Origin of the sequence: Paenibacillus sp. 2003, assembly GCF_031455635.1 — a bacterium.
Lineage (GTDB): Bacteria > Bacillota > Bacilli > Paenibacillales > Paenibacillaceae > Paenibacillus > Paenibacillus amylolyticus_B.
Genome location: NZ_JAVDTB010000004.1, coordinates 279,496 through 304,181 on the forward strand (window position 1 = coordinate 279,496; position 24,686 = coordinate 304,181).

At 47.1% G+C, this 24,686-nt stretch carries 22 protein-coding genes; 11 read left to right on the forward strand and 11 right to left on the reverse strand.

Going from position 1 to position 24,686, the window contains the following annotated elements; genetic code table 11:
• Window positions 1-311: 311 nt before the first annotated feature.
• Complete coding sequence (locus J2X75_RS19095; protein WP_091012476.1) at window positions 312-1,079, reverse strand: SDR family NAD(P)-dependent oxidoreductase; 768 nt, start codon at window positions 1,077-1,079, stop codon at window positions 312-314.
• Between the two features lie 195 nt (window positions 1,080-1,274).
• On the opposite strand from J2X75_RS19095, the gene J2X75_RS19100 reads away from it, so the two are divergent.
• Window positions 1,275-1,913 carry a TetR/AcrR family transcriptional regulator gene (locus tag J2X75_RS19100; protein WP_091012478.1) on the forward strand — a complete coding sequence of 213 codons (639 nt, stop codon included), beginning with the start codon at window positions 1,275-1,277 and terminating at the stop codon, window positions 1,911-1,913.
• 9 nt (window positions 1,914-1,922) lie between these two features.
• Here J2X75_RS19100 and cobA read toward each other — a convergent pair whose 3' ends face one another.
• The 4 genes from cobA to nirB are packed head-to-tail and all read right to left on the reverse strand — an operon-like array spanning window position 1,923 to window position 6,384.
• Window positions 1,923-2,693: a uroporphyrinogen-III C-methyltransferase gene (gene cobA / locus J2X75_RS19105; RefSeq protein WP_310339077.1), complete on the reverse strand. Its 771-nt coding sequence runs from the start codon at window positions 2,691-2,693 to the stop codon at window positions 1,923-1,925.
• A complete protein-coding gene (locus J2X75_RS19110) occupies window positions 2,690-3,571 on the reverse strand; it encodes a formate/nitrite transporter family protein (protein WP_310339080.1) in 882 nt (293 codons plus the stop codon). The genes cobA and J2X75_RS19110 overlap by 4 nt, the downstream gene beginning before the upstream one ends.
• A gap of 37 nt (window positions 3,572-3,608) precedes the next feature.
• Window positions 3,609-3,926 (reverse strand): nitrite reductase small subunit NirD, encoded by a 318-nt coding sequence (nirD, locus tag J2X75_RS19115; protein ID WP_310339082.1) that lies wholly within the window; start codon window positions 3,924-3,926, stop codon window positions 3,609-3,611.
• 16 nt (window positions 3,927-3,942) lie between these two features.
• Entirely contained in the window at window positions 3,943-6,384 is a 2,442-nt protein-coding gene (nirB, locus tag J2X75_RS19120) for a nitrite reductase large subunit NirB (RefSeq protein ID WP_310339085.1), read from the reverse strand.
• Between the two features lie 589 nt (window positions 6,385-6,973).
• Between nirB and J2X75_RS19125 the strand changes: the two genes are divergently transcribed.
• Window positions 6,974-7,567, forward strand: coding sequence for an ANTAR domain-containing response regulator (locus tag J2X75_RS19125; protein ID WP_310339087.1), 594 nt, complete (start codon window positions 6,974-6,976; stop codon window positions 7,565-7,567).
• An 18-nt stretch (window positions 7,568-7,585) separates the two neighbouring features.
• Window positions 7,586-8,662 (forward strand): anthranilate phosphoribosyltransferase, encoded by a 1,077-nt coding sequence (locus J2X75_RS19130; protein WP_310339089.1) that lies wholly within the window; start codon window positions 7,586-7,588, stop codon window positions 8,660-8,662.
• Between the two features lie 41 nt (window positions 8,663-8,703).
• Here the strand turns inward: J2X75_RS19130 and J2X75_RS19135 are convergent, their stop codons facing one another.
• Window positions 8,704-9,216 carry an acyl-CoA thioesterase gene (locus J2X75_RS19135; protein ID WP_124116913.1) on the reverse strand — a complete coding sequence of 171 codons (513 nt, stop codon included), beginning with the start codon at window positions 9,214-9,216 and terminating at the stop codon, window positions 8,704-8,706.
• A gap of 211 nt (window positions 9,217-9,427) precedes the next feature.
• Window positions 9,428-10,051 (reverse strand): acetate uptake transporter, encoded by a 624-nt coding sequence (locus tag J2X75_RS19140; protein ID WP_310339091.1) that lies wholly within the window; start codon window positions 10,049-10,051, stop codon window positions 9,428-9,430.
• Window positions 10,052-10,486: 435 nt separating this feature from the next.
• On the opposite strand from J2X75_RS19140, the gene J2X75_RS19145 reads away from it, so the two are divergent.
• Window positions 10,487-10,663 (forward strand): aspartyl-phosphate phosphatase Spo0E family protein, encoded by a 177-nt coding sequence (locus J2X75_RS19145; protein WP_124116757.1) that lies wholly within the window; start codon window positions 10,487-10,489, stop codon window positions 10,661-10,663.
• A gap of 173 nt (window positions 10,664-10,836) precedes the next feature.
• Here the strand turns inward: J2X75_RS19145 and J2X75_RS19150 are convergent, their stop codons facing one another.
• On the reverse strand, window positions 10,837-11,766 hold the full coding sequence (locus J2X75_RS19150; protein ID WP_307543409.1) for a response regulator: 930 nt from the start codon (window positions 11,764-11,766) through the stop codon (window positions 10,837-10,839).
• Between the two features lie 330 nt (window positions 11,767-12,096).
• Between J2X75_RS19150 and J2X75_RS19155 the strand changes: the two genes are divergently transcribed.
• Window positions 12,097-13,533 (forward strand): alanine/glycine:cation symporter family protein, encoded by a 1,437-nt coding sequence (locus tag J2X75_RS19155; RefSeq protein ID WP_310339095.1) that lies wholly within the window; start codon window positions 12,097-12,099, stop codon window positions 13,531-13,533.
• A 149-nt stretch (window positions 13,534-13,682) separates the two neighbouring features.
• On the opposite strand, the gene J2X75_RS19160 is transcribed toward J2X75_RS19155, so the two are convergent.
• Window positions 13,683-14,522, reverse strand: a complete 840-nt coding sequence (locus J2X75_RS19160) for a methyl-accepting chemotaxis protein (RefSeq protein ID WP_310339097.1) — start codon at window positions 14,520-14,522, stop codon at window positions 13,683-13,685.
• 283 nt (window positions 14,523-14,805) lie between these two features.
• Here J2X75_RS19160 and J2X75_RS19165 point away from each other — a divergent pair, with 283 nt between their 5' ends.
• Window positions 14,806-15,498 (forward strand): Crp/Fnr family transcriptional regulator, encoded by a 693-nt coding sequence (locus tag J2X75_RS19165; protein ID WP_310339100.1) that lies wholly within the window; start codon window positions 14,806-14,808, stop codon window positions 15,496-15,498.
• Window positions 15,499-15,642: 144 nt separating this feature from the next.
• Here J2X75_RS19165 and pepT read toward each other — a convergent pair whose 3' ends face one another.
• Window positions 15,643-16,881, reverse strand: coding sequence for a peptidase T (gene pepT / locus J2X75_RS19170; RefSeq protein ID WP_310339103.1), 1,239 nt, complete (start codon window positions 16,879-16,881; stop codon window positions 15,643-15,645).
• 412 nt (window positions 16,882-17,293) lie between these two features.
• On the opposite strand from pepT, the gene J2X75_RS19175 reads away from it, so the two are divergent.
• Entirely contained in the window at window positions 17,294-17,485 is a 192-nt protein-coding gene (locus J2X75_RS19175; RefSeq protein ID WP_017691642.1) for a tautomerase family protein, read from the forward strand.
• Window positions 17,486-17,533: 48 nt separating this feature from the next.
• A complete protein-coding gene (locus J2X75_RS19180) occupies window positions 17,534-18,568 on the forward strand; it encodes an NADH:flavin oxidoreductase/NADH oxidase (RefSeq protein WP_210109384.1) in 1,035 nt (344 codons plus the stop codon).
• 75 nt (window positions 18,569-18,643) lie between these two features.
• On the opposite strand, the gene J2X75_RS19185 is transcribed toward J2X75_RS19180, so the two are convergent.
• A complete protein-coding gene (locus tag J2X75_RS19185) occupies window positions 18,644-19,411 on the reverse strand; it encodes a class I SAM-dependent methyltransferase (protein WP_310339109.1) in 768 nt (255 codons plus the stop codon).
• A 227-nt stretch (window positions 19,412-19,638) separates the two neighbouring features.
• Between J2X75_RS19185 and J2X75_RS19190 the strand changes: the two genes are divergently transcribed.
• From J2X75_RS19190 to J2X75_RS19200, 3 genes are all read left to right on the forward strand, one after another.
• Window positions 19,639-20,067 carry an SRPBCC family protein gene (locus J2X75_RS19190; RefSeq protein ID WP_310339110.1) on the forward strand — a complete coding sequence of 143 codons (429 nt, stop codon included), beginning with the start codon at window positions 19,639-19,641 and terminating at the stop codon, window positions 20,065-20,067.
• Between the two features lie 231 nt (window positions 20,068-20,298).
• Window positions 20,299-23,394, forward strand: coding sequence for an ATP-binding protein (locus J2X75_RS19195; RefSeq protein WP_310339112.1), 3,096 nt, complete (start codon window positions 20,299-20,301; stop codon window positions 23,392-23,394).
• A gap of 98 nt (window positions 23,395-23,492) precedes the next feature.
• Window positions 23,493-24,656 (forward strand): response regulator, encoded by a 1,164-nt coding sequence (locus J2X75_RS19200; RefSeq protein ID WP_310339115.1) that lies wholly within the window; start codon window positions 23,493-23,495, stop codon window positions 24,654-24,656.
• Window positions 24,657-24,686 lie beyond the last annotated feature (30 nt).

The following is a 24,686-nucleotide window of genomic DNA, read 5'->3' on the forward strand; positions in this document are numbered from 1 at the left end:
CTCGTTTGGGAATGTAACGAATCTGAGACGTGTTATTCTCTGAATTTTAGGACTTTCCCATGCAGTTAAAGCATTTCCGCGGAATTAGCGTGTCTGAGATCCGTTAGTCCGGGAAATAAGCGCTTTTTGCCGAAATAAGGTGTCTAGGTTCGTTAGAGTATGACAGAGTGCAACGAGGGATTAAATGGCTGTTCTAAAAGTGAAATCTCACAGATGCAGTCTTATGCATGGCAAGTGTTGTATTATAAAAAAGACCTCAACTCCACAATACTGTGGTGTTGAGGCCTTTTTTAGATTGAGCGACTAGCTTTTTATTGACCCATCATACCGCCATCTACAGTGTAGAGGGAAGCTGTTACATAGGATGCTTCTTCGGACAACAGGAAGTTCATTACCGCAGCGACTTCTTCCGGTTCACCGTAACGGCCCATTGGAATGGCAGATACGGTTGCTGATTGATAATCTTCCACGTTGCCGGAATTTGCTTCGATCTGGCGCATCATGCGTGTATTGATTGTACCTGGCAATACAGCGTTAACCCGGATATTATAAGGTGCGAGTTCATTTGCAGCGGTACGCGTGAGACCAACTACGGCATGTTTGGACATAATATATGGAGACACAGCAGGTGCACCCATCAGACCCGCGAGGGAAGAGGTATTGAGAATCGCACCGGATTTTTGTTTTTTCATAACCGGAATGACATTTTGCAGACCCAGGAATACTCCACGAATGTTGACGTTATAGACCGTATCCAGTGCTTCAACACTCAGGTCTTCGATCAGCCCAGTTGGACCTTCAATTCCGGCATTGTTGGCAAAATAATCGATTCGGCCAAAAGCATCCAATGCTTTTTGCACATAGTTTTTCACGTCTGCTTCTTGGGATACGTTCGCTTTTACGGCGATTACGTGCTCTTTGTCGAGGTTCAGATCAGTAATCGTCTGTTGAATGGCTTCTTCATTCAGGTCCACCAGAACCAAGTTGATTTTGCGCTCTGCAAGGCGGCGTGCCAATTCTTTACCAATGCCTCCGGCTGCTCCTGTAATTACGGCTGTATGTGTATACGTTGTACTCATGATATATTCGCTCCTTATTCATTATTGGCAGGTATTTCTCAAAAAAAGTTTCAACCTGTCGTCTATCTTTCCTGTCTCAATGTTAAGATATACATAGCAATGTGACAATAATCATTGACAGCGCATATGTCAGCTATCGGACAGAGGTGTAAGCGGTGTTTATTTATATTACAATAATGAACAAAGGAGGCGAGAATGTTGATCATTGAACATCCTCAGGACCGGAGAGCACGAAGAACACAGGATGCGATCATCGCTGCGGCAGTTTCTTTGATATTGGAGAAGGGAGCAGACGCTTTAACCATTCGGGACATTACGGAGCGGGCGGATTACAACCGTGGAACCTTCTATTTACATTTTCCCGGCAAACCGGAGTTGTTGCAGTTCATTCTGGATGATTTCATGCAGGGAGTGGGGCGAGCTTATGCAGAACCATACGCACAGCTCAAGGAAGTGGACATGACTGTGTTGCTGCCATCCACGATGCCTGTATTCGAATATATTGAAGCCCATCAGGATATCTTTCGTGCATTAATAACGATGCATTCGGATATGGGTTCCCGGCTGTGCAATATGTTTAGAACGTATCTAACCGAAGATTTTGTATTGGTGACCGAGGATAGTGAGTGGACGATTAATTACGACATCATGTTAAGTTATCTGGTATCTGCAACTGTAGGCGTAATCATGCATTGGGCGGAGATTGGATTCAAGTATTCTGCGCATTATATGGGAGAGCAACTTACGGCGCTGATTAACATCAAACCGACCCGTCTGCTGATTGAACCAGGGCAGAAGGGTCGGACTATTCACGAGCGTATGCTGTTGGATTAAAGTCCCGGATTATCCGGTCATGGAGGCATTAGCGGCCTGTTGCATCTGAAGCAGTTTTTCGCGGATCAGGACGGACTCTCCGACCATAATTAATGCCGGGTTATTCACTTGATGTGACAGGGCGAGGGAATGGAGTTCGGCAATTGTGCCGGTAATAATGCGTTCCTCCGAAGTGGTTCCCCGTTCGATTAGAGCCGCAGGGGTGTGTCCACTTTTGCCATGGTGAAGCAATTCATGTTGAATCTGGGGGAGTTGGCTAATGCCCATGTAGATGACCAGTGTATCCACGCTATGGGCTAGCAGGTCCCAGCGTACCGAAGATACACTTCCGTCACTGCCAGTTCCCGTGACACATGCGAAGGATGAAGCAACCCCGCGATGGGTTAACGGAATAAGGGATGAAGCGGATGTACCTACAGCTGAAGTGATGCCAGGAATAATCTCAAATGCAATCCCTGCTTCCGCCAGCACAAGCGCTTCCTCACCACCACGGCCAAAGATAAACGGATCACCACCCTTGAGTCGTACAACTTGTTTGCCTTCCGCTGCATGTGCAGCCAGCATCCGTCCAATCATCTCCTGACTCATGGAGTGCAGGCCGGGGGCCTTGCCGCAGTAAATGCGGAGTGCTCCTTCGCGAGCCTCAGCGAGCAATTGATCATTCACAAGCCGATCATACATAATGACATCTGCGGACTGAATACGTTTCAGAGCTTTTACCGTAATCAGATCCGGATCTCCAGGACCAGCGCCAACGATACTAACCAAGCCCCGGCTCATGATCGTGTCCCCAATTTCGGTGCAGCATCAGAACTTGCCAATCCTGAACGACCACCCTGAATGGCTGCCAGTTTGGACGAGAGCTTTACCGGATTTCCCCAGTGGTGGGCAGCATATAAACCGAGACCTGTGAATATAGCTCCGCCAATGAGGTTACCCACCAACACCGGGATCTGATTCCACAGCCACCAGTCAGCGACACTCACCTGTGCGCCGAGCATCATGCCTGCCGGAATGACAAACATATTTACCACAGCATGCTCAAATCCCTGAGCGAAAAATATCGTAATGGGCAGCCACATCGCTACGATTTTACCCAGTGTAGAAGTGGACGTCATTGCCATCACTGCCCCGAGTGTGACCATCCAGTTACATAGAATGGCTTTGATGATGACCAGTACAATGCCAGCCCCGCCCAAGTGCTGATATCCCAATGTTTTGGTTTCACTGGTCTGGATTAGCGTTTGAATTAGAGGGTTGCTCATATCCGTACCCATCTTGGTAATGGTCAAGCCGTATAACAGAGCATAGAATGCACATCCGAGCAGATGTCCTGTGATCACCCAGAAATAATTTCGGAGCATATCCATCCATGTAATTCTGCGTTTCAACACTGCGAGTGGAAGCATCGCAAAGTTTCCTGTCACCAATTCGAGACCCAGCAGAATAATGATGACAAATCCAGCCGGGAATATCAGTGCACCTGCCAAACCAACGGAAGTTTGAGATACAGCTGTATATGCCAATGTGGTTGCAAAGGCAAGGATAGCCCCTGCCAGAAAACCGCGGATCAGCATCTGTACCCGATTCATTCTGGCTTTGCTCTCACCAGCTTCGACCATCGATTGCAGCACTTCTGCAGGTTTAACAAAATCCATAGCGCACGCCTCCTTGATGTCAGGGTATCTCTAGCCTTTAACCCGCAATTGTGATGAAGATTTCTCCGCTGTTGCCGTCCACTTCTGTTTTGTAGGTATTCAAGCAGCCTTTATCCGGCTCGTGTACCTTACCGTTACGCAGATCAATCTTCCAATCATGCAAAGGACAATGAACCGCTGTCCCGCACACCATGCCTTCCGACAGCTTGCCGCCCTTGTGAGGGCAGCGATTCTCGACGGCGTGCAGACTTCCGTCGCTCAGTTTGAAGACTGCAATTTCGGTATCTTGTATCAGGAAGGTCCGTGCTCCCTTTTCATCAATATCTGCAAGGTGTCCAATCCGGAATTTGTTCATCGCTGTTCCTCCTCTTCTAGTGGGTTACCGGCTCGGCACCGGACAGTGGAGTGAAGTTTTTACGCAATTTCTCGTCTTGAATGATTTCTTTCCAAGGATCAACCGTGTGACCCAGTGTAACTTCCAGACGTTCAACCAGAGCGAGACGTACATCCCGATCCGCCAATGCTTCCTTCACATGATCCAGACCTACCCGTTCAATCCATGCCGCTGTTCTCTCATTCCATTTTGCATTCTCTCTATAATATTGCAGGTAAGAGTAAGTCCACTCTTCCACTTCCGCATCGGTCTTCACCGTACAGAGCAACTCGGCTGCACGAACCTTGACTCCCGCGTTACCGCCAACATGAATCTCCCAAGCACCATCAATGGCGACAACACCGAGATCCTTGATGGTCGCTTCAGCACAGTTCCGCGGGCATCCGGAGACAGCGAGTTTCACTTTGGCTGGAGCTACCATCTTGTCGAGTTTTTTCTCCAGACGAATACCCATCTCAATGGAATCCTGTGTGCCGAATCGGCAGAATGTATTACCAACACAAGTCTTTACTGTACGAAGCGCCTTGCCATAACCAAAACCGGAAGGCATATCGAGTTCCTCCCAGATCTTCGGCAGGTTCTCCTTCTGTACACCGAGCAGATCCAGTCGTTGTCCACCCGTGAATTTCACCAACGGCACATCATATTTCTCTGCGACAGTTGCAATCTTGATCAATTCCGCCGGGGAAGTGACACCACCATAGATCCGTGGAATAACGGAGTAGGTACCGTCCTTCTGGATATTGGCGTGATAACGTTCATTGGTGAATTTGGATACACGCTCATCCGTGTATTCTGCCGGCCAGATCATACCGAGATAATAGTTGAGGGAAGGGCGACACTTGGAGCAGCCTTCCGGCTCATCCCAACCGAGAACGTTCATAACTTCCTTGACGCTTTTGAGTCCCATTTCCTTGATCTGTGCAACAATCTCATCCCGATCATAGGATGTACAACCACATATGCCTTCTTTGGTCTGTTCACCTACATTATCACCGGCATAATACGTGAGCAGGTTTTCGATAATCGGTTTACATCCACCGCAAGAAGCGGAAGCTTTGGTACAGGATTTGATTGCACCGAGTGTATTACAGCCTTTATTCAGAACAGCGTCCCCGATGGAAGCTTTGGTAACACCGTTACACCCACAGACGATCTCGTCATCTGGCATACTTGCCATGCGTTCTGCGACAGATGGACCCGAGCCTGAACCACCGGAAGGTACACCGAGCAAAATTTCTTTCTCCCGACCGCTGATGTTCTCTCCACTCTTAATGAGAGAAAACAGCGATGCGCCATCCGTGGTATCCCCGAACAATACAGCTCCAATGAGCTGCCCATCCTTAATCACCATCTTTTTGTACACACCATCAACGTCATCCTGAATGCGAATGCTGCGAGTGTCTGCAGCGTCTTTGAATTGTCCGGCAGAGAATACGTCCACACCAGATACTTTGAGCTTCGTGGACGTGACCGAACCTGCGTATCCTTCGGTTGCCGCACCAGCCAGACGTTTTGCGAGCACCATACCTTGTTCATATAATGGAGCAACCAGTCCGTAAGCAATACCGCGGTGTTCTGCACATTCGCCGACGGCAGATATACCAGGGATGCTGGTATGCATATAATCATCTACAATGACTCCACGATTCACATCGAGGCCGGTATTGCGAGCCAGTTCAATCTGAGGGCGAATCCCGACAGCCATGACAACCAAATCCGCTTCAAGTACCGTTTGATCAGTGAAACGAATGGCTTTTACTCGATGTTTGCCTGTGATTTCTTCGGTATGTTTGTTCAAAAGGAACTTCATACCTTGCTCTTCAAGCTCACGCTGGAGCATCAGTCCTGCCGGGAGATCCAGGTTCCGGTCCATCAGATGACCGTTAATATGGATGACTGTGACATCCATGCCCAGATTGAGCAGCCCCCGCGCTGCTTCCAGTCCTAGCAATCCGCCTCCAATAACGGCAGCTTTGCGATACTTTTGTGATGCTGCCATCATGGTCTCGCAGTCTTTTATATCGCGGAATCCGATAACGCCTTCCTTGTTAGCGCCGGGAAGAGGGAGGATGAACGCTTGTGAACCGGTTGCCATAATCAGCTCATCATAGGTTGCGCGTACACCATTTTGAGATACAACTTCTTTGCGCTTGGAATCGATCTGAACGACCGGGTCACCCGGGTACACCCGAATGCCGTTATCTTCGTACCAGCTCCACTCATTGATTACGATATCTTCGATGGATGTTCCGCCAGCCAGTACAGAAGATAACATGATCCGGTTGTAGTTGGGATGCGGCTCTGCGCCGAAGACTGTAATTTCATAAGCGTGTGGAGCAAGCTTAAGGATATGTTCGATTGTGCGGATTCCCGCCATGCCATTGCCGACCAGCACCAGTTTTTTCGTTGTACTCATTATGATTAGCCCCCTTAGGTCCATTCTGCAAACTGCCTCAAAACCTTGTCTCTAAAATCGAAAAAGCCTGTTATGCCTCGGAGGACTGCGCATATACATACGCATCCCTTGCTCCGAGAGTGCAAAACAGGCTTCATTGCCGTTTCAACCAGCTACGCCGTTGTAACTGTGATCGATTCAAATATGGAGTTGTTATGGCTTAACTATAAAAGATCGATCTAACCATGTCAAGATAGTTAACATAAAAAAGTATTTGAAATTTAAAGTTAATTATGTTTACATGAGTTTATTGGAATATCGAATAGACGACGAAGTTTTACGAGTATATCTTCTTAGTTTGAAGGATTTAGATAAACTTAGCGCGCTAGATACAATAAATATTGTAGAAAAGGTGCCATGTATAGTGCTTTACCCTTTTTTATTGCAACATGATGAGGCATGAAAAGATCATTCTAATGTTAAAAATAAGACGCATAATCGTCACTACTTAAATTTTGTTAGGTAATATAACATGTTTATTGCTTTCATGTATTAACGTATTGAATTTTGTGGACTCTGATTATACGCAATAGGGAGGGATTGATCCATCATGCGATCTTTATTGGTCATCCGTGTTCAACCAACGATAGCCGCCTCATCCGATGCAATCCCTCTGACACCGGAGAGGCTGCTGGGAGCAAACGGGTACCATGTACAGGTGGCGGGCAGTGAAGCGGAAGCGGTGAAGCTAGCTCGTGCGGCCGAAGCGTCCATCTTGCATCTGTCGCTGGATGATGTGGAGTACTGGGTGAACTGCCTGGGAAAGGGGAAGTCGGATTCACCGCTGCTTTGGTGGTGCGCGCCAGATACAGCCTCTTCCTCCGCAGAATCCTGCGAGGTCGAAACTTCATTTGATGGAATACTTACACCATCCATGACTGGGCCCGAGATTCATTGGACTCTTCACTTTGCAGCCCGGCGCTACATGGAACGCAAACAGTGGGAGCAGGAACGGAAGCAGTTGCAATCCAGGCTGGAGGATCGGAAGTGGATTGATATGGCGAAGGCTATCCTTAGTGATCTGAAGCAGATCTCGGAGGCCGAAGCCTATGACCTGTTACGCAAGAAAGCGATGGATGAACGCAAACGGATGGTCGATGTAGCCACAGCGATTGTGAAGGCCCATCAACTGCTCCAGTCTTAATTGGAAGGAGGGTTCTCCATGGATATGTCTCAGATACTCCGAGAGGTCGGACGTGGGAAACGAGGCTCGCGTGATCTGAATTATACAGAAGCACTGACCGTTGCAGAGAAAATCCTGAAACAGGAGGTTTCTCCTGCCCAGACGGCTGCCTTTCTCATGGCTGAACGAATGAAAATGGAAAACGTTGAGGAACTGGAAGCTTTTGTTCATGCATGTCGTAACAGTGCGGAACGTTTCTCCATATTTCAGGATGGATTGGACTGCGCGGGTCCTTATGATGGACGGACAAAGTCGTTCATGGCCACGTTTCCGGTTGCATTTGTACTCGCGGCGGCCGGGTTGCCGGTGACTTTGCACGGGAGTGATCCTTTACCACCCAAGTGGGGCGTCACGTTGTCGGTACTTTTGAAGGAAGTGGGTATTGATACACACAAGATGGATCGGGAAGATGCCCGGAGCGCTGCATTGCGTTCGGGTGTCATGTACGTGTCCTCCGAGGATTGGTGCGCACCTCTTCGTAAGCTTCGTCCGTTACGGGAAGAGTTGGGTTTTCGAACGGTGTTTAACACAGCAGAGAAACTGATTGATTATAACCATTCACCGTATTTGGTGTTTGGTGTGTTTCATAATACCTTTCTGGATCGGATTGCGAAGTTGCTCACCCGGTTTAACTATCGTCGTGCTTATGTTGTACAGGGGATGGAAGGTTCTGAGGACCTGTATATTGATCGGCCAACCCGCGTATACGCCGTGGAAGACGGTGATATGAAGCTGGAATTGGTTGATCCGGCAGCCTATGAACTGGATATGCCCGTGCCGGAACTGGTCTGGACGGCTGCGAAGCAGCTTGAAGTGGCGGAAAGTGTGTTAAGCGGTGATGGTCATATTGCTTTTGTGAATCAGGTCTTGTTAAATGGAGGTTTCCGCTTGTACGCGGCGGGGCGTGTCAATTCCATCGAAGAGGGCATATACACTTGTCAGGGGTTGCTGGAGAGTGGTGCAGCGTATCGCATCTATCAGCAGTGGTGTGTCTCCATGGGTGGCGAACTGCCGGATAGCAGAGCGGTGTCCATCTATCCGGCATCGTCCAGATAATGTAATGCTGGTGTTCAATCTTGTTATGGTTTAGCGTGTTTTTATTCCCAAGGATAAGTAACGGTCAGGAAGTCAGCGAATTTCTTGCTCTCTTCCCGCCGCCTTTTCCGCATGGCCGCCCGATCCGGAGCGGTCTCGTATAATTTCTTTTCTTCTTCTGTCTCCGGAATAATGCGAGGTACGATCAGTTTGCGATTATTTTCGTCCAAGGCCACAAAGGTCAGAAATGCAGTCGCTGCAATTTTCTTCTCTCCGGTCTTCAGATCCTCACGAATCACCTTCACAAAAATCTCCATGGAACTGCGTCCGGTCCAGGACGCGAACGATTCCAGCGTAACCGAATCTGTTGGGTTAATCGGGTACAGGAAATCGACCGAGTCGGTTGAGGCTGTTACGGTATTGACCCGGCATAGCTTGGAAGCGGCGATGGATGCAATATCATCGATGTAGGACATCAGCTTCCCGCCGAATAGCGTATTATGATTGTTGACATCGGTTGGGAACACCCTTGCCGTCTTGAAACAACGTGTTTCGCGTACATATTTTTTCTCCACCTGATCCATCTCCGTTGGTTTCGGTATCTCTCTCATGCTTTTTTCCTCCTTACAGTATGGCTGCTGTGACATTTCATTTCAGGTGTTGCAGGGTCTATTTCTGATCTATTATCCCTAGTATAGGTGTCGGTCAGATACATATTCAAATGAAGTTGGACTGCAAAAAAACCGCCAGGCGCGGACCGGCGCGCTGGCGGTTTACTGCTGTATATTAAGCCTTGGGTTTGAAAATGCCGGACGGTTTGCCGATCGGCAAGAACGCATAACCGAAGTGAGCGTTCAGTACCGAAGCACCTGTACCATACAGGGACACAATTCCGATAGCCATTTCAGCGTATGCTGCAATGGTGTGGAAAATGTGAGGAGCTACGCCGAAAGCGTCAAAGGTCAAACCAAGGAACAGGAAGTCTATCAGAATGAAGATGATAAGCAATACTTTATTCGCTTCAATAGCACCGATCGTCATGAACAGGGTGAATACGAGGTATCCGGCAAAAGCAAATCCGAGCTGCTTGCCATCGGCCTGATCAGCGAGAGTGGAGCCAAATACGCCCATTTTGATCATCCAGTTGGCAGCCATGGCAAACCAGAAGAATGCGTACGCGCCAAAAGCCGTTGTGCCAAAGGTATTGTTGCGTTTGGAATCTTGAATACATGCGAATAGCTGGGCAAAAGCACCCAGGAAGATCGCCCAAGGAATAGCGTAGCTAAGTCCTTCTGTAATGCCAAGCTTTTGGGAAGAAGCGACCAGGGTTACGATAGCCAACCCAAATAATCCCATTGCGCTGGGATCGGCGTTAACAATTTTGACTTTAGTCTGTGAATCGGTCTGCATGGTGATGATAAGCCTCCAATAATATCAAATCAGGATCAATGGCCGTCGTTGGCCGTTCTCTAAATTACATCATTTGTATCCGCCAGGTCCGGACACACACATCGCCCTATTGTACCTGAATGACCCCATTATGGAAAGGGATTTTATTACCTTTTGAACCAATAGACTTTTGGTTTTTTCAATATACACATTTACGACACAATCCGTTCTGGCGGTGAATGATGGGGCCAGACGCTAAAATCCAACCCTCGATAATACCACTAAAATTGCGTCATATCAGCCATTTTCGGATAAGCTCTTGTATGATAGAATAATCTTTATCAAAATTTGGAGAAGAATACAAAACATCCTTGTCTCCTATGCCATATGTTAATCCAACTATAGATTGACAGGAAAAACTAAAATGGTTCACAGAATAAGGAGGTATCAGGGGTCATGGTTATGAGTTTGGATTTGAAAATTAAAATAGAAAAGGCCAGACATAACCTTCATATGCTGGTAGAGCATAACAAGGGTGGTCTTGGGCATCCCGATGTGATTCGGCAGTCTATGGCATTGGACGAATTGATTAATGAGTATAACCGAATTAGCCGAAATCATTCACGGGTCTGAACCCAAAGCGATTTTAATTTTATACATGGAACAAATCACATAGATTGTAACGCTTGATCGTACAGACGGGCATGAATATAGCCGGTATGGACAGCCTCAGTTGAAGAGGCGGTATCCTACCGGCGTAATATTCATGCCCGTTTGTTTTTGCATCCTATCCATCATGCATCTGTTTAATGCAGTAATCGTTTGGCTTCCAAATATAATACCTGTACGAACTTTTTTGTATTAATGCGTGTCTGGGACAAGGAAGGCTCCACATTGTTTTGCAGCTCCAGCATTTTCTTGCGAATTTCGGTAAAATCGAAAAATTTGGATGCATAGTTCTCGAACTTGGGATGTGTATAATCTGTTAATCCCAGAGAAACCACATGGCTCAGCGTCTGGAAGATGGCCCTGCGAACACGTTGTTCCGATGCCTTGATCTCCTTGTTAATCTCTGCAAGTGTGGCGTTCTCTCCCAGCTTGCGTATCGCTACGTTCTGAAAGATGTCTTTGAGAGACGGGAACGTATAGGGGGATAGCTTATGCTCATCTGTCTCTACCTGCTCCAGATATTCCAGCATGTCCAGCAGATCCCTGCTGCCCGCTTCGCCGATCATGCCCATCTCAGACAGCAGGAAGTGTCCTGCTGTCGTAATTGTTTTGTCCGGAACCGGAGCAGCAGTGCGCTCGTTAGGATGCAAACCGGACAAGCCCTGCAACGTCCGCTGAATATCTGCGATGGATTGCTGCATTCGAAGCCTTTCGCTCACCAGCCGCAGAACAGATAGAATCTCTAACCGGTTAATCGGCTTCGTAATATAATATTCAATGCCTAGTGAATAGGCTTCTCCGATCATATTTTTCGACTCGATCTGGGAGATCATGACGATCTTGCCCTCGAACCTTCCTTCAAGCGCTCGCACAGTCTGAATCCCGTCTCGTTGGGGCATCAGCAGATCAATCAGCAGTACATCCACCTTATGCAGTTCCAACAGTTCCGCGTGAATATGTGCTCCGTCCTCAGCTTCCCCGGCAATATCGCCAAGGCCTTCATCCTCAATAATATCCATCAACATGGAACGAACGCCAGGATCATCATCCACGATAAAATAACGCATGTCAGTCATTCCCTTTCTCTGCGAATGGTGTGATTGATAAATCTATGGTAAAGGCGGTTAAGTCCGCCATGAACTCTCGTTCCAGTGTAATCGTTCCTTTCCTTCTTGCATAGAACCTGACATGTCAGGTTAAATGACAATGATTGGGCGATCAAAGCCCATTTTTAAAATAAATGTATAAATTGCATGTAGGTATCTGTCGATTTCCGTAGATGCCCTTGTAGTATAAGTAACATCCCGAAGTCTGGGGCTAGTGTTGTGCAGAATGGTACAAACTTTTCACGTGACTCATCTCTGTACTTGAAATTCATCATAAAAAGGGGCATACCGATGGAGCAAACAATACAAGATATTGTCGGCATTTTCAATGATTTTCTATGGTCCAAAGTGTTAATTATACTATTGGTAGTATGTGGTATATACTTCACCACCAAGACCCGGTTCATGCAATTCCGCATGATTGGAGATATGGTGAAGGTGCTTCTAGAGCCGAAAAGCAAGGAACCAGGCAAAATTTCACCTTTTCAGGCGTTCTGTATTAGTATGGCGGCCCGTGTAGGTACAGGGAATATTACCGGTATTGCACTGGCTATCGCACTGGGGGGACCTGGTGCTATATTCTGGATGTGGATCATTGCAATTATCGGGTCAGCCTCCAGTTTTGTGGAGAGTACGTTGGCCCAGATCTATAAAGTGAAGGATAAAGGTGGATTCCGTGGGGGTCCGGCGTATTATATGGAACGTGGGTTGGGCAAACGCTGGATGGGGATTTTATTTGCCGTTCTCATTACGCTTTCATTTGGTTTGGTCTTTAATGCGGTGCAGTCTAACACGATTACCGTTGCATTTGAGAACTCATTTGGCACGGATCGGTTAACGGTGGGTATCATTATGGCTGTGGTATTTGCAGGAATTATTATGGGCGGTGTCAAACGTATTGCAAAAGCGTCGGAATACATCGTCGTTGTGCTTGCTGTATTGTACATTGGGGTGGCGGCTTTTGTGGTGCTGGCAAACATTACCCAGTTTCCGGCCATGATTGCGTTAATTGTGAAAAGTGCCTTCGGCATCGAACAAGTGGCTGGCGGAACGTTGGGTGCTGCACTGATGAACGGTGTGAAACGCGGATTGTTCTCCAATGAGGCAGGCATGGGTAGTGCCCCGAATGCTGCTGCAACGGCGGATACAACACATCCGGTGAAACAGGGACTTATTCAGGCGTTTGGCGTGCTCACAGATACGTTAGTGATATGTACAAGCACTGCCATGATTATTTTGTTATCCGGGGTATACAAAGGTTCCGATCTGGGTGGCATTGAGTTAACTCAGGCTGCATTAAGTGTACATATTGGTTCATGGGCATCGGGATTCCTGGCGGTTATGGTATTCCTGTTTGCCTTCAGTACACTAATCGGAAATTATTACTACGGAGAAACCAACATTGAGTTTATCAAATCCAACAAAGTTTGGCTGTGGGTATACCGCATTTGCGTCATCGCGATGGTGGTGTTTGGCGCAGTTGCCAAAGTTCAGCTAGTGTGGGATTTGGCTGACTTGTTCATGGGGCTGATGGTTGTAGTGAACCTGATTGCCATCCTGATGTTATCCAAGGTAACCTTTGAAGCGCTGAAGGACTACAAGAAACAGAAGGCTGAAGGACGTGACCCCGTCTTTACGCGTGACCGGATTCACATTCCGGGTGAAGTGGAATGCTGGCAGTCGGAAGAAGAAGTTATTGGAGATAAATCAATACATGTAGCCAATTAAGATTTCATCTGAATATCGTTGGTTATATACAAATGGACATAACAAAAAAACAGGACTTGGATTATCCATCATGGGCAACCCGAGTCCTGTTTGTTGCATATAAGATGTATCTTCACACGAGTTGAAGTCCATCTGGGTATACATATAATTTATTTATTAACCGAATAGCTAATCAGTTGCTCGGACAGAGCTTTCATTCGCTCGCCTGTTTCATTAAGCTGCTCAATCACATCCGTAAAGGAGGATACAAGCGTTGCTTGTTCCTGTGAAGAGGCTGCAATCTGGGAGACTTCAACTTCCATTTGTTTGATGACCTGTTGTACATCTCTCAGACTGGTATCGATATCACTTGTAGCTTGTTTGGCATCCACAGAGAGTTTGCGTACTTCGGAAGCAACCACACCGAAGCCGGCACCAGCTTCACCAACACGAGCGGCTTCAATAGCGGCATTCAGGCCAAGCAAGTTGGTTTGCTCAGAGATTTCACGAATGAACCCGGCTACTTTGTTGATTTGGGAAGAGTTCTGAACAGCAAGTCTTGTGTTCTGCAAGATCTGTTCACTGGTTGCTTGCAATTCTTCGGCATGAGCAGCGACATGCTGCACCATATCAACGAGGTTACCATTGATGGTTTGATTTTCTTGTATAATATCCTCAAGTTGGTTCTGGTTAGATTGGTCGTAAGATACACAGAAAACAGCAACAACTTTCTGGTGATCATCAAAGATCGGAATGTTCAGAATATCCAGTTCGATACCATAAACGTCCTTAGAGAGAGTAGCGAGGGTAGCTTCTCTTCCGTTTTTTAAGATGGCAAAGTTTTGATACGATTCCAAGAGTGGCATTCCTTTTTCAAAACCAAGGTCAAACTTGTCGGTGGTAATAACCTCCAATACCTTTTCGTGATCATATACAGTTAAACTAGCTGGTTCTCTAAGGATCAGGCTGATATAAGGCATTACTTTAAGCAGGGCGTCTACAACGTTCATGGAAGAGGACCATCCTTTCAATATTTGAATGTATTATTTTTAACGATCTATGGAATGCTCTATCTTTCATCGGACGGAAATGGCTATTCGTGAACGGCATTTTGCATGAAAGAATGAACATTTTATGATTAAATTTTAAAATATTTCCCAGTTGAACTGTTTTACTGGATATAAGTGTTAGTTGTAACTATTTTTATATCAAGATATTTGTACGAATGTATATTAATTATGGGACATATGTCCTTTTACATAAGTTATATACGACAACGGAGGGGAAGTCGGAATGAAAGAAATCATGGACTTTGGACTTGTGCGGCAACTCGCTCGTGAGAATGGGTTGGATCAGGTGCTGGACGAGCCTGCACTCGCTGAGTTGCGACTACTTGAGGCTGCGAAGGGCGAGATGATATGTGCCAAAGGTGAACGACCCGAGCGATTGTATTTTCTCGTGCAGGGCAAGCTCAAGATCTATACCACCTTGCCTAACGGGAAGTCTCTGTTGCTTCGTTTCAGTACACCACTTGCGCTTGTGGGAGATTTGGAATTGGTGAATGGCAAGGAGGCTATGAATACGGTAGAGTCTGTGAGCAAAAGCCTGCTGCTGGGTATCAGCTACCGCTCTCTCCAGAATTCGTATGCAGAGAACCCTAAATTTCTCCACTTTATGCTGAGTCAAGTTACGCACAAATTGTATACTTTTTCCAACCTGTCGAGTCTGAATATGTTATATCCGGTCGAGAGCCGATTTGCCAGCTATCTGTTGTCCACAATGGGCCAGGACGAGTCTTCTTCGGAAGAGATCCAGACTTCCAAGCTCACCGAACTGGCCGATATGCTGGGCACCAGCTATAGACATCTTAATAGAGTTGTTCAAGATCTGTGTAATCGAAATATTATTCGCAAAGTGCAGCGTAAGCTTCTGATCTGTGATCTGGAACAGTTGCGTGCCATCGCGGGGGGCAATATATATGAGTAATGGCATCTAAAATAAAGATCAAGCCAGCATATCTGTACGACATGACGCGGTACAACAAAATACAATATGGCATAACAAAGAGCACCCTCCCGAATATACGAAGGGGTACTCTTTGTGTTCTTTGTGCACTGCACGTCAAGTGGATTAGATATCTCCGCGCTGCTCGAACAATTGAGCGATCTCTACAATGACACGGGTGGCCTTCACCATATTGTCTACCGATACATATTCAAATTTGCCGTGGTAGTTCTCACCACCAGTGAAGATATTTGGTGTGGGCATGCCCATATAGGATAGTTGGGAACCGTCTGTTCCTCCCCGGATGGGGCGAATAACAGGTTCGATGTCCAATCGTGTCATGGCTTCATGGGCAATGTCCACGATCTGGCGTACGGGTTCAATTTTCTCACGCATGTTATAGTACTGGTCATTCAATTCAACCGTGATGCTTTTCTCTCCATACTTGGTCTTCAGTTCGTTCGCGATATTCAATAGATTTGTTTTGCGCTCTTCAAACTTCTCCCGGTCGAAATCACGGATGATGTAACTCATCTTTGTCAGTTCAACGTCACCCTCCAGAGACAACAGATGGTAGAAACCATCATAACCGTCCGTGAATTCAGGAGCTTCCTCCACAGGCAGGCGTCGATTCAATTCCATCGCAATTTTCAGGGAGTTCACCATCTTATCCTTCGCTGTTCCGGGATGCACATTGGTGCCTTGTACGGTGATTTTAGCGGCAGCTGCGTTAAAGCTCTCGTATTCCAGTTCACCAAGTGGTCCGCCATCGACCGTGTACGCATATTTGGCTCCAAAAGCAGCTACATCAAACTTGTGCGGTCCACGGCCAATCTCTTCATCCGGGGTAAAAGCAACCCGAATCTTACCGTGTTTCACTTCCGGGTGTTCAATCAGATAGGCCATCGCGGTCATAATCTCGGCAATGCCTGCCTTATTATCTGCACCAAGCAACGTTGTACCATCGGTTGTGATCAGGGTGTGGCCTTTATACTCGTGCAGTTCCGGGAAATCCTTGTTGGACAGCACTACATCCAGTTCCGAGTTCAGCACAATGTCAGCACCGTCGTAGTTATCGATAACCTGTGGTTTAACATTTTTGCCAGTAAAGTCGGTCGCTGTATCGAGGTGAGCCAGGAAACCAATGACGGGAACATCCTTGTCGGTATTGGATGGCAGTGTAGCCATGACATAACCATTCTCATCCATCGTCACATCTTGCAGACCAATGGAGGTACATTCTTCAACGAGCAGTTTGCCCAAGGCCAGTTGGCCGGGTGTGGAAGGGCATGTCTCGCTATTTTCATCGGATTGGGTATCCATCTGAACATAAGTACTCAGTCTTTGAATTAATATATCTTTCATATAATAACCTCTCCCTAGCTTGAGTAGTATTTAAGTTGAGCTACTTGTTTTACACTGATCCACTATGAGGCCAGAATAACTTTCTGATCGCTGTTATCCCCAGATTTTTTGATCCACTTTTACAAAGGTGAAAATCTGAGGATAAAGGCGAACGCTCCGCTTCTACAGGTTATTTCTGCCCTCTCCGTTATCGTGTAACCGTTAGTCACAACTTATGTAAATTGGGTATAGTAATTATTGTGGTTCTCTACGGTTATCATATCATGTTTTGCAGTCATTTCCAGAATGGGGTAGATCGGAAATAGGAGGATGACTAGGTATCAAAAAGGGTACCAAGGCACAAAAATGTACGTACTTGTGTTTCCATACGTCAGGTTCATAATAAATGATGAAGAAAGGATGGGTTCTAGACATGCCATTTATCACGGTTAAGGTACTGGAAGGCAAGTCGGTCGAGCAGAAACGTCAGTTGATTGAACGTATGACTCAGGTGGCTTGTGAGACACTGGATGTTGATCCGAGCAAAGTCTTTATCTTCATTGAGGATTTGGAGAAGGACAATTACGGTAAGAACGGAAAACTGTTTTCGGACTTAGACAAATAAGTAAGGCTTCATATATATCATGATCATGGAACAGGAGATGTAACATCAATGACTGAACAATTATTTTCCCCTTATCAATTCAAGAGTCTGCAATTAAATAACCGTGTCGTCATGGCACCAATGTGCCAATATTCTGTCACTGCGAAGGACGGCATTCCGAACGATTGGCATCAGGTTCACTATGTGAGCCGTGCGGTTGGAGGAACAGGACTCATCGTGATCGAGATGACCGATGTCGATCCGGATGGTCGTATTACGGATAATGACTTGGGTATATGGTCAGATGAGCATGTGCCTGCCTTCACCAAACTTGTAGATGGAATTCATGCCTACGGCTCCAAAGTAGCTATTCAGATCGCACATGCAGGACGAAAAGCAGAGGATGCAGCGCAGCCGGTTGCTCCATCGGTAGTCACATTCCCGGGAGAAAAGTACAAGGAACCTCGTGCATTAAGTACGGAAGAGGTAGAAGCTATGGTGCAGAAGTTCGCAGACGGTGTTCGCCGCGCAGTCCAGGCTGGAGTCGATACCATTGAGTTGCACGGTGCCCATGGATACCTGATCCACCAGTTCCATTCCCCGCTGATGAACCATCGTGAGGATGTATATGGGCAGGATCTGTCCCGTTTCGGGGTTGAAGTCATTCGGGCAGTGAAAAAAGAAATGCCAGCAGATATGCCGCTAATTATGCGGATTTCGGCTGTCGAATACGCGGATGGCGGGTATGATATCGACCATACGATCAACATTGCCCGTGCCTACCAAGACGCAGGCGTGGACATGTTCCATATCAGTTCAGGTGGCGAAGGACCTTCGGGACAGCGGAAACCGGGGAACTATCCGGGGTATCAGGTACCATTTGCCCGTCGCTTCCGTGAAGAACTTAACGTTCCTGTCATCGCAGTGGGTATGCTGGAGGATGCAGCATTGGCTCAGGCGGTGATTGGAAACGGCGACGCGGATCTGGTTGCCGTGGGCAGAGGCATGCTGCGTGATCCGTACTGGGCGAACCATGCCGCTCTGGAACTGGGTGTCAGCAAGGATCAAGCTGCCATTGCGGAGCAATATTCTCGTGGATACTAATTTGCTCTAAATTATATATAGTAAAAAAGGCCACAGCATGGGTTAAACCTCATGCTGTGGCCTGATTTTGGATGGCTACGCTCTTCTAGTTGCTTCATATACGAATTTTTGATTCGACTGTGTGGGTGGCTGATCCGGGTTAAAGTCGGCGTACACTTTAATGTCAGAGAAACCAATGTTTTCGAGAATTAGGCGTAACTCTTCTATGCCGTACCAACGTAGAGTGAGTTGTTGCAGCTCCGTAGCAACAAGAGAACCCTGATGCCATTGTTCGTAGCGGATCAGACTCACTTTGTACTGTTGAAGAAGGTTCACTTCAATGTTTTTCACTTCTACCGTGATTGTATCGCCATCGGGTAATGAAACGGTTGATGTTTCCACAGAAGAGGGTTGTGTCACATCGGGCAGAAACAGATCAAACACGAGCCTGCCGCCAGGTTCTAAATGCTGAAATAGATTACGTAATACGTTAATCGACGCCTGTCTGTCTTGGATGAGGAGCAAAGAACCTCCGGGAATGATAATTGCCTCGTATCGATATGGAAGGTCAAGCTTCTCCAGATCGGCAACGAACAGTTCAGGCATGGGTAATGCCCGCTCCATACAACGAGAACGGCAAGAGTTGATCATATCGGTTGAATAATCAATTCCATCCACCTTCAAGCCTGCTTCAAGCAAAGGAATGAGCACTCGGCCTGATCCCGACATGGCTTCAAGGATACGTCCTTTGCAGCGCTGAAGATAGTGGCGATAGAATTCAATATCTCCTCCCAAGGAGTGTCCCACGGGTTTGGTTAGATCATATACGGCGGTACATAATGGACCGTAATAACTGAATGACATAGTATAGGTATCCCCCACATTTTGATGTAATGAATTGCAAAAGGGGAAGGGAATACGTTAAAATAATCCCTTCCGGCAACGGTTGGAATTGGATTTTTCAGAGCAGACTATCATAGGAATCACGCACCTTTTATGTAATATGTTCCAATTATAGGGTGTGGGTAAAGCGGAGGTCAACTTCTATTCGGGTAGTTATACGAAATGAAATGTATAAGGAGGTGATTCGAATGGATTCATCATCAAGTTCATCAAGTGCACTGCCAGATATCCGGCAGGAACTTGTGCTCCATGCACCTGTAGAGAAGGTGTGGGAGATGGTCTCGACCGAGCAGGGACTGAAAACCTGGTTCATGCCGGGCAATCTGGAACCCGTGGAAGGTCACGAGTTTATATTGGAAGCAGGCCCCTTCGGCCAATCACCATGTCAGGTGACGGAAGTTCTTCCGCTGCACAAGCTGTCATTTCGCTGGGGTAAGGACTGGACGTTGACGTTCCAACTGAATGAACAGCCGGGAGGTACGGATTTCACACTGATTCACAGCGGCTGGGATGCGGATAAACTAACCGAGTTTGGACAGGCACATGCCATGGTGCGGGAACGTATGGAACAAGGATGGGCCGGAATTGTTCAGAAGCTTGCCCAAGTTGTTAAATAAATCTTCATTCAATCAACCTCAGGACATTTCGCCCGTTCACCGGTGAAATTCGGCCTGGGGTTTCTTGGTGTACCGGCGGAAACAGATAGAGATCCTTCAAATTATAAAGGAGTTGACCGATTATGATACGGAAACTATTTCCGTGAGCACCAGAAACGTGTAACATGAATTATAGTGATAAATCGACAAAATTAGACGTCTCTCGCCACTGTGGATGGAAGGAATACATAGATGAGAAAACACTGGATTATGCTGACCATAAGTTTCATATGCATTGTCATTGTTCCGCTGGGCTGGATCGCCCAGACGTTAATTAGCGAGCGGAGTAACCCCCAGGCTACAAATGGGAAAATTGACCTGACCCAATGGGACTTTGATCGCAAGGGTGCAGCGTCTCTAAAGGGTGTCTGGGATTTCTACCCTGGGCAGTTGCTGAGTCCGGCAGATATTGAAGCAAGTGTATCCGGTCGCAAGCCTTTGCCGGCTTCGTCTGGCACTCAGGTTCCTGCCCGATGGAACAAATCTTTGGGTCAGGCCCATGGGTATGGAACCTATCATTTGCAAGTTCAGCTTACACCCCGGACGATGAAAAACGATTATGGTATACGCACGCAGAATATACGCATGGCCCACCGGGTATTTATCGATGGTAAAGAGATTGGCGGTAAAGGCCTGCCAGGAAAGACGAGGGCGACAGATATACAATTAAATCTGCCCTTTACAGGATTCACGTCCATTGAGGGCAACACGGCTGACATTATCATTCAGGTATCGAACTATAGTTATTCTTCCGGGGGCATTATAGCGCCCATTTTGTTTGGGGACGAGCATAGTATTCTGAAAAGCCAGCAACAAGGTTGGCTCAAGGATCTGATGGCCTTATTCGGTTTTATCTTGCCAGCCGCCTTTTTTCTACTTCTGTTCAGATTACGACGTACGGAGAAGGAACTTCGTTTTCTCGGATTATTCAGCCTTTCTGGTGCGGTGTACGCTTTGACACATGGGGAGAAGTTACTGGGTACGTTTGTACCGTTCCTGACCAATAATGAGATACTTCGGATTCAGCTCCTTAGTTCAGCCTTTGCCTATTACTTTTTACTTCGGTATATGGATGCCCGTGTACCAGGAGCAGTTCATCAGTGGTTTGTTCGTCTGGCTGTAGTGCTAATCATTACCCAGATCATTGTGGGTCTTACGCTTCCTCCGACGCTTTTCTCGTCTCTTGAGCTTCCCATGTTGCTGATCTCACTTGTTGTCATGTTCTATACGCTGCGAGCCATGTTCTATTGGTTGAAAGGACGGCCGAATGACAGCCACTTTGCACTGGTGAGCATGATGAGCATACTCATGGTTGTTGTGTTGTATACGCTTGGTGCGTTCACTACCCTAGACACAGCGTTCTTTGCGCTGATTGAACTTTTATTATTTGTATTTGCCCAGATGATTGTGACCGCAATCCGCTTCGCACAATCATTCCGAGACGTGGAAGCCCTGTCGGAGCGTTTGCTGGCCATCGATAGCCTGAAGGACGAGTTCATGGCGAACACGTCTCATGAGCTGCGAACCCCCCTGCACGGCATCATTAATATTGCGCAATCCATGCTGGAAGGAGCGGCCGGAGCAGTCACGTCCAAGCAAGCCAAAAATCTCTCCATGATTACTTCAACCGGCAAGCGCCTTTCACTGCTGGTTAACGATATTTTGGATTTTTCCAAATTAAAAAATAGTGAGATCGAGTTGAAAAGGGTACCTGTTGATCTGGAATCCGTTGCTCGTACTGTAGTCGAAGTCTCCGGTTTCACGTTTGAGGACAAGCCGGTTATATTGATTCAACAATGGCCCCAGTCGTTGCCACTTGTTGAGGCAGACGAAGATCGCCTCCGACAAGTTCTGTATAACTTGCTGGGTAACGCCTATAAGTACACTGAGCAGGGTGAGATTCGATTGTACGCTAGTGTTGAAGGAGATTGGGTGAAGGTATCGGTCGCTGATACAGGGGTAGGTATTGCCTTGGACAAACAGGAGGATATCTTTCAGGCGTATGAGCAGAGTAACGGCACGATCGAGCGATTGAATAATGGAACCGGACTGGGTCTGAGTATTACGCGAAAACTCGTTGAACTTGGCGGTGGTGAGATCTGGGTTGAATCGGAGCCGGGGCAAGGTTCGACCTTTCATTTCACCCTGCCTGTTATGAAGTTGCCGTTGCTGCAATCTCATTCGAAACCAGCTGCAGCCCGATATGTTGCTGCACAGGGGGCAGGGGCGAAGGAGCTTGTGACAAGAGAGTCAGATGAGCAGGATGATCTTACGGAAGCGGAGCATACGATTCTGATTGTAGACGATGACCCCGTGAATCGACAGGTATTGCTTAACCTATTGTCGACGGAACGGTATCGTGTGATTGCAGCGGACAGCGGGTTCACCGCATTGAAACTCCGTGAGGAGTTCCCGTCCATTGATCTTGTTATTACGGACTGGATGATGCCTAAGATGTCCGGGCTTGAGTTATGTCGCAAACTGCGCGAGCACAGTTCCTTGTCTGAGTTACCGATTCTGATGCTGACCGCCCGTGGGTTGCCTGAGGATATCAAACACGGATTCCAGGCGGGAGCCAATGACTTCCTGAGCAAACCGGTGGATGCCGGTGAATTGCGCGCCAGAGTTCGGACATTAATTGAGATGCGGAGTTCTGTGCAGGAAGCTATTCGTACCGAAATGGCCTTTTTGCAGGCCCAGATCAAGCCGCACTTTCTATATAATGCACTCAATGTCATTATCGCGACCTGTGCAGTGAATCCGGACAAAGCAACCGATCTGCTGATTGAATTGAGTCATTACCTGCGCGGAAGTTTTGATTTCCAGAACAGGGAGCAGCTTGTTCCTTTGACCAAAGAGCTGGAATTGGTGGAGTCTTATGTACATCTGGAACAGGCGAGATTTGAGGAAAGACTGGTAGTTAAGTATGAGGTGGAATCGGACGTACATCTGTATCTGCCACCTCTCAGTATTCAGCCGCTTGTGGAGAATGCCATTCGCCACGGCGTGATGGAGCGGGCAGCCGGCGGGACAGTTCATCTTAGGATTTTCCAAGAGAGTGAGCATGTAGTCGTACAGGTTCAAGATGATGGTGTAGGTATCCCTCCTGAGCGTATGGCTCAGGTCAAGTCTGGGCGCACCGAAGGTCCAGGAGGTGTTGGGCTGCAAAATATTAACCGTCGCCTAATGTCTCTCTATGGTCAGGGACTGGAGATTCATAGCCATGTGGGTAAAGGCACGCAGATCCGATTCCGTATCCCTGTGCAAAAGGTGGATTATTCCAATTAATGTGCCGAGTGAAGCAATTATGGTTAACAGACTAATAAGCGGATGCCGATAAAATCGGTTTCCTATTGAATCTTTCATGGCAGGAGGCTGAAAGAACGGTGAGAGCCATTGTGATCGATGATGAGAAGCCAGCGCAGCTTCATCTGGAGCGACTACTACGAACGGACGGACGAATTACACCCGTGCATTGTTTTTCGACAGCTCGTGATGGTCTGCATTTTCTGGCAAAGGAACGTGTAGATGTTGTATTTTTGGACATTGGAATGCCGGAGATGAATGGCCTGGAAGCGGCTGAATATATACAGCAATTGGATCAGAGTATTCGTATTATCTTTGTTACGGCTTATGCGGACCATGCAGTGGAAGCATTTGAGCTGCATGCACTGGATTATGTACTGAAACCGGTTAGCTCGACCCGATTGGCCAAAACCGTTGATCGAATCGCGGGCATAATGTCGCATCATTCCCAAGTTGCAGCCACCGCCGAGGTACAGGGATCGGAACCCGTACCTGTGGAGTTGGATACTGAAGTTCCGGGGCTGCTAACGTTCAAACATCTGGATATCTACAGAAGTTTGGATCAGGGTGCCAAGAAACATAAGTGGCGCACAACCAAATCACAGGAATTGTTTGCTTTTTTGTTTCATCACAGGGAAGAATGGGTAAGCAAGGAGATTCTGCTGGATAAGCTATGGGGTGATGTTTCCCAGGAAAAGGGATTAACCCATCTACATACTTCTGTGTACCAGATTCGAAAGCTGCTTAGGGAATGGAACATGACAGGCAAGCTGGAGTACAATATGAACCGTTATCGTCTGTTATCAGGCAATCTGGTAAGTGATGTGGATCAATTTGAAAAAGCCATGGTCTACAACGTCATCACATCAGACACTATCGAAGACTTGAGACATATGATTCCACTTTATCGTGGCGATTATCTGGAAGAGCATGACTATCGTTGGGCACAGGCCAAAGCAAGGGAACTCAGACGCAAGTATACAGCGCTGGTTATGGATATCGCGAGATGGGACATGGAGCTTGGGCGTGGCAAGGAAGCGATTGAGCAATTAACGATATTGCAGGAACGGGAGCCTTATTCGGAAGAAATCTGCCGACTCATGATGGAAGTGTATGCATCCATGGATGATCAGCAAGGCATACTTCGTTTGTATCATTCATTTACATTGACATTAAATGAGGATCTGGGGTATCAGCCGGAGCCTGAAACAAGCAGGTTATATCAGAACCTGACGGACAAATAAATGTATGTAACGTAAGCTCAGACAGGAGGG